This is a genomic window from Cupriavidus sp. 96C5-1 (assembly GCF_057798855.1).
On sequence record NZ_JBYOJU010000013.1, the window covers coordinates 95,232 to 108,781 of the forward strand.

Here is a 13,550-nt window from a genome sequence, read left to right on the forward strand (position 1 = left end):
ATGACGTGTTCTATCGTGCTCAATTGCGCGCCGTAGTACTGACGGGGTGCTTATCTAGGAAACATTGATCGAATGAAAGAAAATGACACTATTTGCCGAGTCCGTTCATCGATACTGGCGAGCGCTCTTTGTGGGTCGCACAATCTATCGAGACGACAAGTTGAGCATCGTCATCAACCCGCAGCTGGAGGATGACGAAGGCGTCACTATCCTCCACACGGTGAGCGACATGCACACTGCCGTGGCGTTGCTACCTGAAGCGGCGCAGTCTCTTGGCGCTATCGGAATTCCAGGTGAGGCCGGCGCGTTGACTGAGGCAAGGCTGCGTGAGGGTCTGGTGGAAATCGGCATTGTTATGCATGGCGCCGACAATCTCTACTATCTACCCAACGCAGCTCGTGATGCATGGCTGGCCGAACCGGAGCCCGATGATGTTCGCAGGTTGCGCGCTAACGATGCCTCGCTGTTTGCCGCATTCGAAAGTCGCGCCAGCGAGCAAGATCTCGAAGCTGCGCAGGTTGGCATTGATGACTGGGCTGTGTTTGGAGTGGTCGGCGAGGACAGCCGTCTTCTCAGCGCTGCGAGCATCTACCCCTGGGATGGCGCAGCCCTGGCCGACGTTGGCGTGCTGACCCTTGCTTCGGCACGCGGCAATGGGTATGCCACGCGTGTGCTACGAACCGTGGGCCGTCATGCCATGACCAACCGGCATGAACTTCAGTACCGTAGCCAGCTTGACAACCCGGCTTCCATTGCACTTGCCCAGGCGGCTGGGCTGGAACTGTTCGGGCGCTGGGAAGTACCTTCTCCAGATAGCCAGGAGTGAAAGGGATGAGGAGGGGCGGATGACCTCATCCATCGCGCTGAAACATCGTGTCGCGGTCTCCCCCGAAGTCTGCCTGCCGGCGACGATCGCCGGTATTTCTTGGTGCCACGCCCACCGCGACGATATAGCGCTGCTTGTGGAAGTGGCTGCGGCAGATAGCTTTGAGTTCGACTTCGATGAGCCGGGAATCGATCCAGTGCAGGACTGGCCATTGCCTTTGACCTCCAGGGGCGCGCTGTGGCCTATGGACTGGTCGCCGCCAGCCGGATATACGAAACGCTGGCCTGGGTCTCTCTTGAAGGAATGGTGCACTCTGAACACCGAGGAAAAGGCATAGGCTCAGTGTTGCTCAATTGGCAGCAGCGGCGCGGGCTTCGGATTCTGTCGGCAATCGACGCCGGTCTTCCCGCATTGCTGGCAGTGAATGTCTGGGAAGGCATTGAGTCGGCCGGCCGGCTTCTGAAGTGAAAGGCCCGGGCGCCGACGGTGCCGAGGACGTGCTGGCATACGTCGTCTGCGCCGTGCCGCACAAAGACTGGCTGGCACGAGGCCGCGGCTTTGGCTACATCGAGGTCTTGGGCGTGCACCCGCGGGTGCGCGGCTTGGGTCTTGCTAGCGCCTTACTTGCGGGCACAATGCAGACCTTTCGCGACGAAGGCCTGGAACTGGCGGTGCGCAATGTGGATGCCGAAAGCCTTACCGATGCCGGGGTGCTCTACGAGCGCCTGGGTTTTACAACCGTGCGCCGGTCGGTAACGCTGGCGAAGGAGTTTTGAACGTGGCGGCGACAGGAATGGACAGACTGGCGATTCGTCGTGCCAGCGTAGTTGATGCCCCAGCAGTGTTGCGGATCTTCGATGAAGTGATTGCTTGGTTTGTTGAAATGAGCAATGAGGGGCAATGGGGTAGCGAACCATGGTCGACTTTGCCCCAGCGGATTGCGCGAGTGACTGAAGCCTGTGCGCAGCCTGAGGCATGGGTAGCGGAAGACCAGGACGGCGGCATTCAGGCCGTATTAGTCTTGGGCGAGTCCATGCCCTATGTGCCTTCCGCGACCGAGCCGGAGGTCTATGTGAGAGTGCTGGTTGCCTCGCGTGATGCGCGGGTGCGCGGTGTCGGCCGGCGTCTGTTGGCCTTTGCCGATGACCGCGCCCGGGTTGCCGGGGCGAAGCGCTTGCGTGTGGACTGCTACGGCGGCGAGACAGGGGCTCTGGTGCGTTTCTATGAGTCCTGTGGATATGAGCGAATTTCAGCCTTCAACGTGGATGGTTGGCCAGGTCAATTGTTGGGACGTAGTCTGTGATGCGATGCACCGTGGCGTTTTCCTGCGCAAGTGCGACCGCTCCCAAGCCAGGTCGGGCACATGATCGGCCATCTATTTCAGTGCTTCTTCTGCATAAGCCACTGGGTAGTGCTCCTTGGCATAGCTATCTACCGCCCCGCCGTCACAGATAGCGGCTTTGCGTTGCTGGACTGGATTGTTGCCGCGTTCTTCAGCCTGACGCTTTCCACGCTGGTCAGCGGGCTGCTCTTTAAGGTGCTGCTCACGAGCATGGCTAAGAAGATCCGTGACAAGGAACTCAAGGACATGTTTGCACCAAAGTGAGCGGCCTCCGTATCCAAATCTCGCCCGCCCGTCCGTTCAGTAGCCGTGCAACGAGGAGCACTACACACGCTTTCCACACCGGCGACGCTCGTCATTCCTTTCCACTCTGGAGTCTCATCTCGTGCTTCACGAACTAAACAAAGACAATTTCGATACTGCACTCAGCCGATCGCCTGGCGTATATGCCGTCTGCTTCTGGGCGGAATGGTGCGGCCCATGCCGAGTCATGGCCCCTGTCTTCAAAACGGTCGCCCAAGATATGCAAGGCAGAGCACAGTTTGGCGAGGTCGATCTTGACCGGTCGCCAGAGCTGGCGGTGCGCTATGGAGTGCAGAGCATTCCGACCGTGTTGCTGTTCAAAGAAGGTCAGGTGATCGATCGGATGACTGGAGCAGCCCCAAAGCACAACGTCGTGAATTTCATCAATAAGCACCTCGCCTGAGCATGGCACTGCATCGTCAACTCATCATTCTTGGTTCCGGCCCGGCCGGCTGGACCACCGCGGTCTATGCCGCTCGCGCGAATCTCAAACCAGCGGTCATTACAGGCATGCAGCCGGGTGGTCAATTGATGACCATCACGGAGGTGGAAAACTGGCCAGGCGATGCCCACGGGCTGATGGGACCGGATCTGATGACGCGCATGCAGGAGCACGCCGAGCGCTTCGATACCGAAGTCATCTTCGACCACATCCACACAGTAGAGCTATCACAACGGCCGTTGCGGCTGGTGGGCGACAGTGGCACTGACACCTGCGACGCGCTAGTTATCGCCACCGGGGCGACCGCGAAGTACCTGGGGATCGATTCTGAAGAGCACTTCAAGGGGCGCGGTGTGTCAGCCTGCGCCACCTGCGACGGCTTCTTCTACAAAGATCAGAGTGTTGTGGTGGTCGGCGGCGGCAATACCGCTGTCGAAGAAGCGCTCTACTTGTCGAACATCGCCCGCAAGGTCTATCTGGTCCACCGCAGCGACACCCTGCGCGCGGAGAAAGTCCTGCAGGACAAGCTGAGCGCCAGAATCGATTCCGGCAAGATCGAGACCGTCTGGCACCAACAAGTGGACGAAGTGCTCGGTAACGACAAAGGCCTGACCGGCGTACGCTTGAAATCCACGCTAGATGGTAGTACCCGACAGATTGAGGCGACAGGCTTGTTCGTGGCCATCGGCCATACCCCGAATGCAGGCCTGTTCGAGGGCCAGTTAGCCATGCACAACGGCTACCTACAGATTCGCTCTGGCCTGGCCGGAAATGCCACGCAGACCTCAGTGGAAGGTGTGTTCGCTGCGGGCGACGTGGCTGACCAAAACTACCGCCAGGCGATTACCTCGGCTGGCTTCGGCTGCATGGCGGCTCTGGATGCCGAGCGCTATCTGGATGCCTTGGGCACCGGATCCTGAAGCAAGAACAACTTCCAACCTTCTAAAAACCGCTCACGTCGGTGACCTCAAATGGCAGCAATTCCAGAACCAGCGTTCCTTACCCGTTACTTCGACCGTATCGGCTATCACGGCCTCGCGGAGCCTACACTCGACGTGCTACAGCGACTCCACCTACTGCATCCGCAATCTATTCCGTTTGAGAACATCGCGCCCTACACTGGCCAAGGCGTTCAGTTGGATCTGGACGCCATTTCCGAAAAATTGATCGCGCGGCGGCGTGGCGGATACTGCTTTGAGCACAACACGCTGTTCCTTGCCGTATTGCGGAAGATTGGCTTTCATGTCACACCGCTCATCGCGCGTGTGCGCTGGCAAGTGCCGACGGAAGTGGAGACCGGATTGACACACATGCTACTACGCGTGGAACTGGAGGGCCGCAGTTGGTTCGTCGACGTGGCATTTGGATCAACGACGCAGACTGCTCCGCTCGAATTTCTGCTCGATATACCTCAAGCTACTCCACACGGTGTGTTTCGTATTGTCCAGGCAGGAGACGAACTGGGCCTGGAGTTTCAAACGCTCACGGGATGGCAGACTGTATATCTCTATACGCTCTCGCCCACAGCGGATATAGATTTCGAAATCGGCAACTGGTACACATCCACCCATCCTAAATCCGTCTTCCTCAATAATCTGCTTGTCAGCCGAACCCAGCCCAATGCTCGCGAACTGATGGTGAACGATACCTACACGCACCGCGACAATGAAGGCGAGCACCAGAAACATCGGTATACCGATGCCGGCGATTGGGCAGACTGTCTGCACAAACGCTTCGACCTCTACCTCCCCCCCGGTGAAGCGGCTAGCTTGTTCCAGCGCGTCACCGCGCACAGCCACGAGGCTGCCGCCGCCGAGCTTGCTCCGCGCTGATCCTGTCGAATGATTTTTATTGCATAAATAGCGTTGGCAACTGGAGGCTCCTCGTAACAATTCGAACTGAATGTGCGCGTTGTCGATACTTGGATGAACGAGCTAGCTGCATACCTGCTCAGACTTGCAGAAAAAGCCTTCGAAGCTGCCATAGAATTAAGCGATACATGGATTGCATGTTTGATGGCTGCTGCGCCATTGATAGCCACATTTGATGGTTGACCGAGCATGGGTGCATGGCTTCATCAGCCGAAAACACCCGCACTCAAGCAGTCGATGAAGGCGCGCAGCTTGGGTGACAAGTCTCGGCTGGCTGGCCAGACCACCCATATTTCGCCACTCTTGTCGGTGCAGCCATCCAAAATGGTTTGCAACTCTCCGGTGCGTAGATGCTCTGCCACCATAAAGTCCGCCAGACAGGCGATGCCCTGGCCGCGCAAGGCCAGATGGATTCGCATTTCCACACTGTTGCAGATCAGTGTGCGCGGAGGGTCAGGCAGGTCGTCGTCCGCTGTGCGTGGCAGCGGCCATTTCTCAAGCCGGCCTGTACTTGGAAAGCGGTAGTGCAGGCAGGCATGGGCTTGCAGGTCGGCAGGTTGCTGAGGCCGTCCGTGTGTCTCGAGATACTTAGGGCCGGCGACCAGTACTCGCCGGAACGTCCCCAGACGGCGCCGCTTAAGTCCTGAATCGGCCAGGGTGCCGGCTCGCACGGCGGCATCGAAGCCGTCGCCGATGACATCCACCAGGCGATCCGAGAAGTCCAGATCGAGTTCCACCGCTGGATAGCGCTGCATGAAGTCAGCAATGACCGGCTCGAACAGGCCACTGTAGCGAGGCAGGCTGATGCGTAGCTTGCCGTGTGGCATTTCACTGGCTTGGGACATCTCCAGTTCTGCCGCCTCGACTTCACTCAGGATACGCCGGCAGCGTTCGAGAAATCTCTTTCCTTCGGCGGTCAGCGCTAATGTGCGCGTGCTGCGGTGGAGCAAGCGCACGCCTAGGCGTTCTTCCAGGCGCGCCATGGCTTTACCCACGGCCGATGGCGAAACACCTAGTTCGCGCGCCACGGCCGAGAAGCCAAGGCGTTCTGCCACGCGCACGAATACGCCAATACTTCCAAGGTTATCCATCATGGTGTCGATTCACTTGAGAAATTTTTTCCGAAGTATTAATAACTGTAGCGTATTTTTCTTTTTGTCGCCTCAGCTTAAGCTGCTGAAAACCCCCGTTGCATCGCATGTCGTCCCCCGTCTGCAGGTGTCCATCGGGCACCTGTAACCCGTGTGAGAGAAGAGAACCATGCCTTCGATTGCCTCTTCGCCCGCAACGCGCTGGCTTCAGTTACTTTCCGCGTGCCTGACGGGCCTCTTGATTCCGCTTTGCTTTACCGGCCCTGCCGTCGTGCTGCCCGCGATCAGCCATGAACTGGGCGGCAGCGCTGCGCAACTGAGTTGGATCATGAATTCCTACATCCTCAGTTATGGCGGAGCCATGATGGTGTCGGGCAGCCTGACCGACATTTATGGACAGCGGCGCATCTGGTTGATCGGGCTAGCGTGGTTCTGTGCGTTCACTTTCGCCATCCCGTTTATGCCGTCTGTGGTGTGGATGGACGTGCTGCGCCTGTTCCAAGGAGTGGGCGGTGCAGCGGCGTTCGCTGCAGCCATGTCGTCGCTGGCGCCGCTTTTTGACGGTCAGGCACGTGCCCGCGCTTTCAGTCTGCTGGGAACGACCTTTGGTCTGGGACTGTCTTTCGGCCCCTGGTTTTTTGGCTGGATGGTCGAAGTCAGTACTTGGCAGGGTGTCTTCTATGTGACCGGGGCCCTCGGCGTACTAGGCCTTGGGCTGGTGGCGATCAGCACCCCACACGCACGGGCAGCGGCTAATGGTTCCCTGGATTGGCCTGGCGCGATCAGTTTTACGCTGGCTCTCGGCCTGTTTACCTATGGCATGTTGCTGATACCGGAGAGGGGCTGGCTAGATACAGTCGCCATCGGCGCATTGTTGGCTTCGGGGGGCACATTTGTCGGATTCATCCACATCGAACGACGAGTCGCACGGCCCATGATTGATTTGCGCTTTTTCCGCGATCCCGGATTCATCGGCGTGCAGGCGCTGGCCGCGTCGCCTGCCTTCCTATTCATTGTGCTGATCGTGATGTTGCCAGGGCGCTTCATCGGCACCGACGGCTATGGCGCATTGCAGGCAGGACGGATGATGGTCTGGCTGGCAGCCCCTTTGCTCGTCGTGCCGTTTCTGGCGGCGCTGCTCACGCGCTGGTTTACGCCCGGCACCCTGTCCAGTGCAGGTCTGTTGCTTGTGGCCGGCGGTTTGATCTGGCTGGCGCATGGGTTCTCCGTGGGCGGTGGTCAGGAGGTGCGCTTGCCTTTACTGCTCATCGGCATCGGTATCGGTCTGCCGTGGGGCCTGATGGACGGGATGGCCGTCAGTGTGGTGTCACCGGAACGGGTTGGCATGGCGACGGGCATTTTCAACACCGTGCGCGTATCCGCCGACGGTGTCGCGATCGCCATCGTTAGCGTCTTGCTCGCGACCTTGATCCAGCACAGTTTGGCCCTGGAGGCCGCGATCTTCCCGCAGACGGTGGTGCTGGAAGCCGCAGGCCGGGCTGCGCTCGGTGAGTTGCACGCGGCAGCATCGCTCTTGCCAGGCTTGGAAGGACAGTTGGCGCAAAGCTATGCGACCTCGTTCGTGACTGTTTTGCATGCTCTGGCCACGCTGGCAGCCGTGACCGCTGGCGCCGTATTCGTATTGTTGAGAAGGCAACGTGCCACCACCCACACAACCTCAGCGGAGCCGTGAAATGGAGCTTTGCCATCTTCGCTGCTTCCTCGTCGTTGCCGAAGAGTTTCACTTCGCCCGTGCCGCAGGCGTAGGCGCAACGAACCTTACTAGTTTTCAAGGCTGAATATAAGACACGCCGCAGCGCGCTCGCGCCTGCGGCGTTTTTACTGAGTTCTTCACAGCCTGAAATGATGCTTCTTTCATCATCTCTTAGATAGCTCCAGCCATTCCCTGTAAGTGATGCGGCTAATATGCTCTCTCCGATAGTCCTGCAGGAATTGGTTATATTTATTTTCTTCAGTGTGATGATGGCGGAAGCCGCATTTCGACTGGGCGGAATAGGACTGGATGTTGCTATCAAAGTAACCACACCAGAGCGCCTTGAGATTCAGGGTATCAAAGGCGTGCCGCATCACTTCACGCACCGCTTCCGGGATAAGGCCTTTGCCCCAATATGGCACGCCGATCCAGTATGCGATTTCCCCTTCCTGCTCACTGATCTCGAAATTGCTGTTGCCACCTATGAGAATTCCGATGCAACCAACTGCACGACGATTCTCCTTTAGCTCGACCGCGTAGACCTCAGGGTGATTGAAGATCGTTCGGATGATATCGGCACTTTCCTCAACGCTGGTGTGCGGCGGCCAACCGGCGATGGGGCCAACTCGGTCGTCTTTGGCATATTCGTACAGATCAGCGGCATCTGTGTCTTGCCAGGGGCGAAGTAGTAGTCGGTTTGTCTCAAGTCTCATGTCTTGTACTCATTTTCGGGTGTTTCGGTAGGACAGAGTACTGGGAAATGCGTCACCGATACATGTCAGTACCTCGGCATTTTCGGTACTTTTCGAAACCTCCATCGTGAACTGCGGTACGCTTACTGCTTTTGTATGTTGCAGCGCAGAGACACTATGCATCACATTCCGAAGCTGCTTGCTTCTGACGATTCGATACGGACGGGGGAAACCACGCTAGCCGAAGGGCTAGGGGTACCGCTTTCTTTCGGCAGTGCGTACTTGACACTGCTAATCTGCCTATCCGGGAGCGCCTATTTCACCCTTAACTTCAAAGAGCATGCGGTCAGGCGCGATGATGTGATGGTGCTGGCTGAAGACTCCATCGCCTTGCTCAAGCGCCGCTCGCGTCGCTTCAAGATATTTTTCTGCCTGATGCGGAAAGACTTTGCCGCGGAAGTCGCCTACCAACTGCCTAACCCCTTGTTCGTATTTCTTCATGACCATCCTCATTGCGTTCCAGCCACGGACGACAAACCGCTGATAGGGGGGTGGATGGCGCAGGTGCGGGATATCGCGCAGTGCTGCCCGACCTACCAGCGCATCATGCTGCGCAATCAGTTGCAGAACTTCTTTCTAAAGATTGCAGAGAAGATTCCAGCCGAACACAAAGGAAGCAGGGAGTACAGCCGCAAGGAAATTCTCAGTTGGCGTTTCTGGGAATTGGTAGGCAAGCAGTGCGCGCAGTACCGGGATGTGAAGTTCTATGCCGATTCGCTCAATATCACGCCGTTCTACTTGTCACAGCTAACTAAAGAGTTTTTCAATGACACACCCAAAGGTCTGATAGATCGACAGGTGACCTTGGAGATCAAGGCTCTTCTCTCTTACAGTGATCTAGCGATCGGTCAGATAGCGGACGAGCTTCACTTCGCGGACCCATCCTATTTATGTCGCTATTTCAAGCGTCAAACGGGGGTTTCGCTTTCCCGCTATCGCAGACATGAGCAGGAGAAGATCGGTCAGGATTGACCGGTAGTTGTAACTAGAATGGCTCATCGCACCCTGTCGGAATGGTCAGGTCTCGCACTCGCATTCAAGCTTGGAGTGAGCCTCTACAGCAATAAGCAGCAGGAGTCGAGTATTGATGGTTGATTGGCGAGCGCAGTCGGCTATCACAGAACCATTCGCTACGCGGGAGAACGGAAATCTGATGTTTGCCTTTATGAGGCATCCCTTCGCGGCCTGTTTACCCGCCAATTGAGTGAAGCTGCAAGAGCGCCAATACCGATCTGGTTGTCAGTGCCCGTCTCACCGACAGGCAGCTATCGCGTGCAAACGGCCGCTTATGGCTGCAAGATCCGTCCGCCGCCGTGTCGCCCAACGGCGGCTTATCGAAGCAGACACTCAAAAGTCAACCCGTCTGTTTCCGCGTTCCGCGAACCGTCAACTTTGAAGACCCGCCGCTAAACGTCGGTCGAACGACCTCCCGAATGGGCGGCATTAGCCGTGTGATCGCTGGCGCACCCGCAGGCATCCGCCAATTGCGCTCTGCGCCATATCGTCTATGTTAGGTGGAGTAGGGGAGAGTGGGATGCGACGAGACGGCCAACGCCAGCGGTTGCACGCGGCCGCTGCCAACGGATGCCGAGGCCGCAGCATGTGGCGGACCGCGTATCTCTTCGCCGCCGGCTGTCTGGCCTTTCTCTTGGTAGCTTGCGGGACACCGGTGGTCGGCACTCCGCAGCTCCTGTCATTCCTGCAAGACGGTTCGACGACGCGCGAAGACGTTTACCTGCATCTGGCCGAACCCAGTGCGACGTTTGAGGCCGGGCGCATTCATACGTACCTGTTGGACGAGGACCAGGCCGGCTACATCCTGATGCATCGTAGCGGGAAGGGATGGAATGGCAAGTACAGCCTGGTGCTCGCCTTTGACGAGCATGGCGTGCTGCGGCGCCACTCCCTGGTCAGGATCCGGTCGATTCCAAACTCCCCCTGACCGGCGAAGGAATTGCAATGCCTTCGCATGCGTACTGGTCCATCGCTGGCGCAGGCAGTGCGGCGTTGCTGCTAGCCGGCTGCCCGATCCCCATCCCACCAGGCTATGATCGGGACAGCCGCGAGAATGTCGCAGCCACGGCTCCGGTGGCCATCAAGGCGGGTGAGGCCACGCGCGAGGATGTGTTAATGCTGCTGGGCGAGCCCGACGTCGTGGCGCTTGACGAGTCCTGGATAGCGTATGCCAGCACCTACACCTCTGGCGGTCTCGTGGTGTTCGTGGCCGCGGGATCAGGAGCAGGCGTAGTCGGCACCGCGAACATGCGCTACCGCCGTTTGATCATCGAGTTTGATCCGCTGGGTGTCACAACCGCGCTGGTGTTCGAATCCAAACGTTGCTTCGAGTATGGCGCCGTCGCACTCAACAACAATCCGAATAGTCGAGGGGTCGGCAGCAAGCCGTGCTTGGATGCCCAGGGGCAGGACATCCCCAGCAAGCTCCATTTGCCTGCCATGCGAGAGTGAGTGCAGGTCTGTTCAAAGACTGCAGCTTCCGCCATTTGGCCGATTCCCGACGTCTCGCCGGTTGGCCAAGAATCATCCGTCGACAAGCCGCTGATTTCCGAGCGGTCCCAGCACAGACGCGCGGCTGTTCGAACAAACCACCGGGCGTGGCCGATTCGAAACCGCCCACGCCCGGAAGGCTGGGCCGAGATGACTCGCGCAAGTACGTCCGATTGGGCAGCCGCTGAACCGTCTCTGATCCACACGCCAGCGCGCAGCCTGCCTCATCGATCAGAGTATCGATGCAACGTAGGCAATTAGACCTGCTGCGGGGACAAGTAACACTTGTGCCAATAGCGTACCTGCCAGTCGACTTCCGACCAGGCATACCACGGCCTTCCTGAACTGCGACTGGGTAACCTTTCCCTCGACGACATCATCGGTCATTGCAGACATATACGGATCGATGAACAGCGCCATCGCAATCGTCGCACCTCCATTGATGATCGACGACAACGTACTTGAGGTGACCCTCACGTTCGGATCGAGATAACCTGCGTATAGCGACGCAAAAACCCCAACAGTCCACAGCGCAACGGCGATGATATTGAGGCAGATCACCGACGGTGCTATACCGTGCCCCCGGTGCGCGGCGACGATGTTCGCCTTTGCCGGCACCGCGGCTGCGTCTTTGATATAGCTGATCCCACCCTTGAAGAACCCATGCAGGATTAGCTTTGGGATTGATCGATGAACCTGAAAGTGGAGAACAGCCCTACTAAAGACACGCTGAAAAGTCGGAATGAGGAAGGCACCCAAGAGAGTCGCCAATGCGGCGGCCATCAGTAGCCACCTGAAATCCGTCACCAAATTCCCCGTACTCTCCGCCATAAGGTTCTTCTCCACACGCTTGGCCAAAAATGGGCCGAGGAAGGAGTTGGAAGTACGAGAAACGAGCATCATCACGCTGAACAGCGCAAAGGAGACTGCGATCCTCCCTGTACGAACGCCGGCAATTCGGATGGAGTAAGCCAACGTCCCGATCAGGTGGATCACAAAAGTGAGAAAGCAGATGAAGAAGAGCTGGAGATCCATCGGTATGGCCTTCTTTTGCTTGTCTGCGGGGGCGGCGTCGTTGCGAATCCAAGCCTGTTGCGTCACTTTACCAGAAGCTCTCCCATGGATTCCGCCCCTAACCACAGAGTTGCCAGAACGCCTGGCAGCATCCGATCCAACGGCCATTCCTGGCCGAGAGCGGAAGTCCGGGTCCGCAGACCAGGCCGGTCACTTCTCGGCCCCGCTCGGGGGCGTCCCTTGCGGTGCCGGCGGCGGGGAGTAAGGCTTGTAGTCAGAGTTCGTGAGTTTTGTTACCAAGCAGATATTTTTCAATGCGGGAATCAGGAAAGAACCATACGCCAGCCATTAAGGTCAGTATAAAAAACGAAGCTGCGCTGCTGAAAAAACTGGCCAGGATCGCTAATGCGTAGATAGGGATGGATAGCTTCCCTTTTAGGTCGTTTCCGATGGCCTGTCTAAGTGCGGAATGTTCGCCATCATAGTTCATGATGAGTCTTGTGAGCAGTGAGTAAGAGACAGCGCACATGAATAGGACAAATGCATACATTGCCGTCGGTGTCTCCGCAAAGGCAGATTTTCCAGTCCAGGTGGTGGTGAATGGAATCATGCTTAGCCAAAACAGCAAGTGGAGGTTGGCCCACATAATTTTGCCGTTAATACCACGGGCAACTTTAAATAGATGATGATGGTTGTTCCAGTATATTCCGACGTAAACAAAGCTTAGTACGTATCCGAAAAAATTAGAGGCGTTATTAAGGATATCTTTAAGCGAAAAGCCTTCAGGAACCTGTAATTGAAACAACATGAGTGTCAAGCTTACGGAAATGACGCCATCGCTAAATGATTCAAGCCTGTTTTTGCTGATGCTCATGATGTCATCCACTCATCTGAATTGGTTGCGAAATGCCATGCGCGCCATATATGCGACCGGGATCGTAAATGGAAGGACACTCCAGAATCCGATCGTCACATAGAGGGATGCACCCAGGAAAGCCCCGATCACAAAGCCGATCACAACACTTGCGCTTTTGAGAAGATCCTGGAAATTGGTGCGCGTCCTGGCACGCAAGTAGTTCGACAGATCGATACCCAGTTGCGTGGTGTTTCCGGTCATCATGGTGCTGGGACTGATGTACTTGATCAGTGTCTTGCTGGCAGTATTCCGGACGGCAAGCGCGACAAGGCCGAGGCCTCCAGTCAAAGCAAGGCCCGCGCCATCCGGATGATCGAACGGTTCGAGATACATGCCGGCGACCATGAAACCCAGCAAGAAGGTCGCTTCAGCAACAAACAGCCAACCTAAGGTCTGGTGGGTCTGGTGGGTCCGCTGATTGCGGTCAATCAGCATCTTGCTGATGACGACCGTGACAATGAACAGTGGTATGGCGCCGAGCTTGATCCATAAGCCAGCCCCACCTTTGACGAATGCCGCTCCCGCGAGCACCAGGTTTCCGGTGACGTGTGCGGTGAAGAAGCCCAGCAGCGCAATGAAGCCAATCGTGTCGATGGCGCCGCCCACAATAGTAAGAAGGATTGGCGCTTTGCATATTTCCCAGAGGCTGAGATTTTCGTTTTTTTCTGTATTGTTTGATGCGTTGACGTTTGCGCTCATGGTTGAGATCCATCCTGTAAATGGGTGCAGCGGGCCTTGCACTCGCCCAACTCCAGGCGCTCGGCCGATCCGGGA

18 protein-coding genes are annotated in these 13,550 nt (G+C 57.2%); 13 read left to right on the top strand and 5 right to left on the bottom strand.

Features of this window, described 5'->3' with window-relative positions; translation table 11 throughout:
• The first annotated feature begins 82 nt into the window (after window positions 1–82).
• From AC3FOF_RS16635 to AC3FOF_RS16675, 9 genes are all read left to right on the top strand, one after another.
• Window positions 83–826: a GNAT family N-acetyltransferase gene (locus AC3FOF_RS16635; protein ID WP_017229102.1), complete on the top strand. Its 744-nt coding sequence runs from the start codon at window positions 83–85 to the stop codon at window positions 824–826.
• Between the two features lie 19 nt (window positions 827–845).
• Window positions 846–1,163, top strand: a complete 318-nt coding sequence (locus tag AC3FOF_RS16640; RefSeq protein ID WP_017229101.1) for a hypothetical protein — start codon at window positions 846–848, stop codon at window positions 1,161–1,163.
• A gap of 127 nt (window positions 1,164–1,290) precedes the next feature.
• Complete coding sequence (locus tag AC3FOF_RS16645; RefSeq protein WP_488727166.1) at window positions 1,291–1,602, top strand: GNAT family N-acetyltransferase; 312 nt, start codon at window positions 1,291–1,293, stop codon at window positions 1,600–1,602.
• A 17-nt stretch (window positions 1,603–1,619) separates the two neighbouring features.
• Window positions 1,620–2,129 carry a GNAT family N-acetyltransferase gene (locus AC3FOF_RS16650; RefSeq protein ID WP_488727167.1) on the top strand — a complete coding sequence of 170 codons (510 nt, stop codon included), beginning with the start codon at window positions 1,620–1,622 and terminating at the stop codon, window positions 2,127–2,129.
• Between the two features lie 30 nt (window positions 2,130–2,159).
• Entirely contained in the window at window positions 2,160–2,432 is a 273-nt protein-coding gene (locus tag AC3FOF_RS16655; RefSeq protein ID WP_488727168.1) for a DUF1360 domain-containing protein, read from the top strand.
• Between the two features lie 121 nt (window positions 2,433–2,553).
• Window positions 2,554–2,874, top strand: a complete 321-nt coding sequence (gene trxA / locus AC3FOF_RS16660) for a thioredoxin (RefSeq protein ID WP_488727169.1) — start codon at window positions 2,554–2,556, stop codon at window positions 2,872–2,874.
• The gene (gene trxB / locus AC3FOF_RS16665; RefSeq protein ID WP_488727217.1) at window positions 2,871–3,833 is read left to right on the top strand and encodes a thioredoxin-disulfide reductase; all 963 of its coding nucleotides are present in this window, start codon (window positions 2,871–2,873) and stop codon (window positions 3,831–3,833) included. The genes trxA and trxB overlap by 4 nt, the downstream gene beginning before the upstream one ends.
• Window positions 3,834–3,893: 60 nt before the next feature.
• On the top strand, window positions 3,894–4,745 hold the full coding sequence (locus AC3FOF_RS16670) for an arylamine N-acetyltransferase family protein (RefSeq protein WP_488727218.1): 852 nt from the start codon (window positions 3,894–3,896) through the stop codon (window positions 4,743–4,745).
• A gap of 93 nt (window positions 4,746–4,838) precedes the next feature.
• Complete coding sequence (locus AC3FOF_RS16675; protein WP_488727170.1) at window positions 4,839–4,967, top strand: hypothetical protein; 129 nt, start codon at window positions 4,839–4,841, stop codon at window positions 4,965–4,967.
• A gap of 23 nt (window positions 4,968–4,990) precedes the next feature.
• Here AC3FOF_RS16675 and AC3FOF_RS16680 read toward each other — a convergent pair whose 3' ends face one another.
• Window positions 4,991–5,875: a LysR family transcriptional regulator gene (locus AC3FOF_RS16680; RefSeq protein ID WP_276267874.1), complete on the bottom strand. Its 885-nt coding sequence runs from the start codon at window positions 5,873–5,875 to the stop codon at window positions 4,991–4,993.
• 169 nt (window positions 5,876–6,044) lie between these two features.
• Between AC3FOF_RS16680 and AC3FOF_RS16685 the strand changes: the two genes are divergently transcribed.
• On the top strand, window positions 6,045–7,568 hold the full coding sequence (locus tag AC3FOF_RS16685) for an MFS transporter (RefSeq protein ID WP_488727171.1): 1,524 nt from the start codon (window positions 6,045–6,047) through the stop codon (window positions 7,566–7,568).
• A gap of 185 nt (window positions 7,569–7,753) precedes the next feature.
• Here the strand turns inward: AC3FOF_RS16685 and AC3FOF_RS16690 are convergent, their stop codons facing one another.
• Window positions 7,754–8,302, bottom strand: coding sequence for a GNAT family N-acetyltransferase (locus AC3FOF_RS16690; RefSeq protein ID WP_017229092.1), 549 nt, complete (start codon window positions 8,300–8,302; stop codon window positions 7,754–7,756).
• Window positions 8,303–8,458: 156 nt separating this feature from the next.
• Here AC3FOF_RS16690 and AC3FOF_RS16695 point away from each other — a divergent pair, with 156 nt between their 5' ends.
• From AC3FOF_RS16695 to AC3FOF_RS16705, 3 genes are all read left to right on the top strand, one after another.
• The gene (locus AC3FOF_RS16695; RefSeq protein WP_017229091.1) at window positions 8,459–9,313 is read left to right on the top strand and encodes a helix-turn-helix domain-containing protein; all 855 of its coding nucleotides are present in this window, start codon (window positions 8,459–8,461) and stop codon (window positions 9,311–9,313) included.
• A 562-nt stretch (window positions 9,314–9,875) separates the two neighbouring features.
• Window positions 9,876–10,283, top strand: a complete 408-nt coding sequence (locus tag AC3FOF_RS16700) for a hypothetical protein (RefSeq protein ID WP_488727172.1) — start codon at window positions 9,876–9,878, stop codon at window positions 10,281–10,283.
• Window positions 10,284–10,300: 17 nt separating this feature from the next.
• Window positions 10,301–10,807, top strand: a complete 507-nt coding sequence (locus AC3FOF_RS16705) for a hypothetical protein (RefSeq protein WP_017229089.1) — start codon at window positions 10,301–10,303, stop codon at window positions 10,805–10,807.
• Window positions 10,808–11,077: 270 nt separating this feature from the next.
• Here the strand turns inward: AC3FOF_RS16705 and AC3FOF_RS16710 are convergent, their stop codons facing one another.
• The 3 genes from AC3FOF_RS16710 to AC3FOF_RS16720 form a co-directional block, all read right to left on the bottom strand.
• Window positions 11,078–11,881, bottom strand: a complete 804-nt coding sequence (locus AC3FOF_RS16710) for a lipid II flippase Amj family protein (RefSeq protein WP_017229088.1) — start codon at window positions 11,879–11,881, stop codon at window positions 11,078–11,080.
• 253 nt (window positions 11,882–12,134) lie between these two features.
• Entirely contained in the window at window positions 12,135–12,734 is a 600-nt protein-coding gene (locus tag AC3FOF_RS16715) for a TMEM175 family protein (protein ID WP_488727173.1), read from the bottom strand.
• Between the two features lie 12 nt (window positions 12,735–12,746).
• Window positions 12,747–13,475: a YoaK family protein gene (locus tag AC3FOF_RS16720; protein WP_488727174.1), complete on the bottom strand. Its 729-nt coding sequence runs from the start codon at window positions 13,473–13,475 to the stop codon at window positions 12,747–12,749.
• Between the last annotated feature and the right edge of the window lie 75 nt (window positions 13,476–13,550).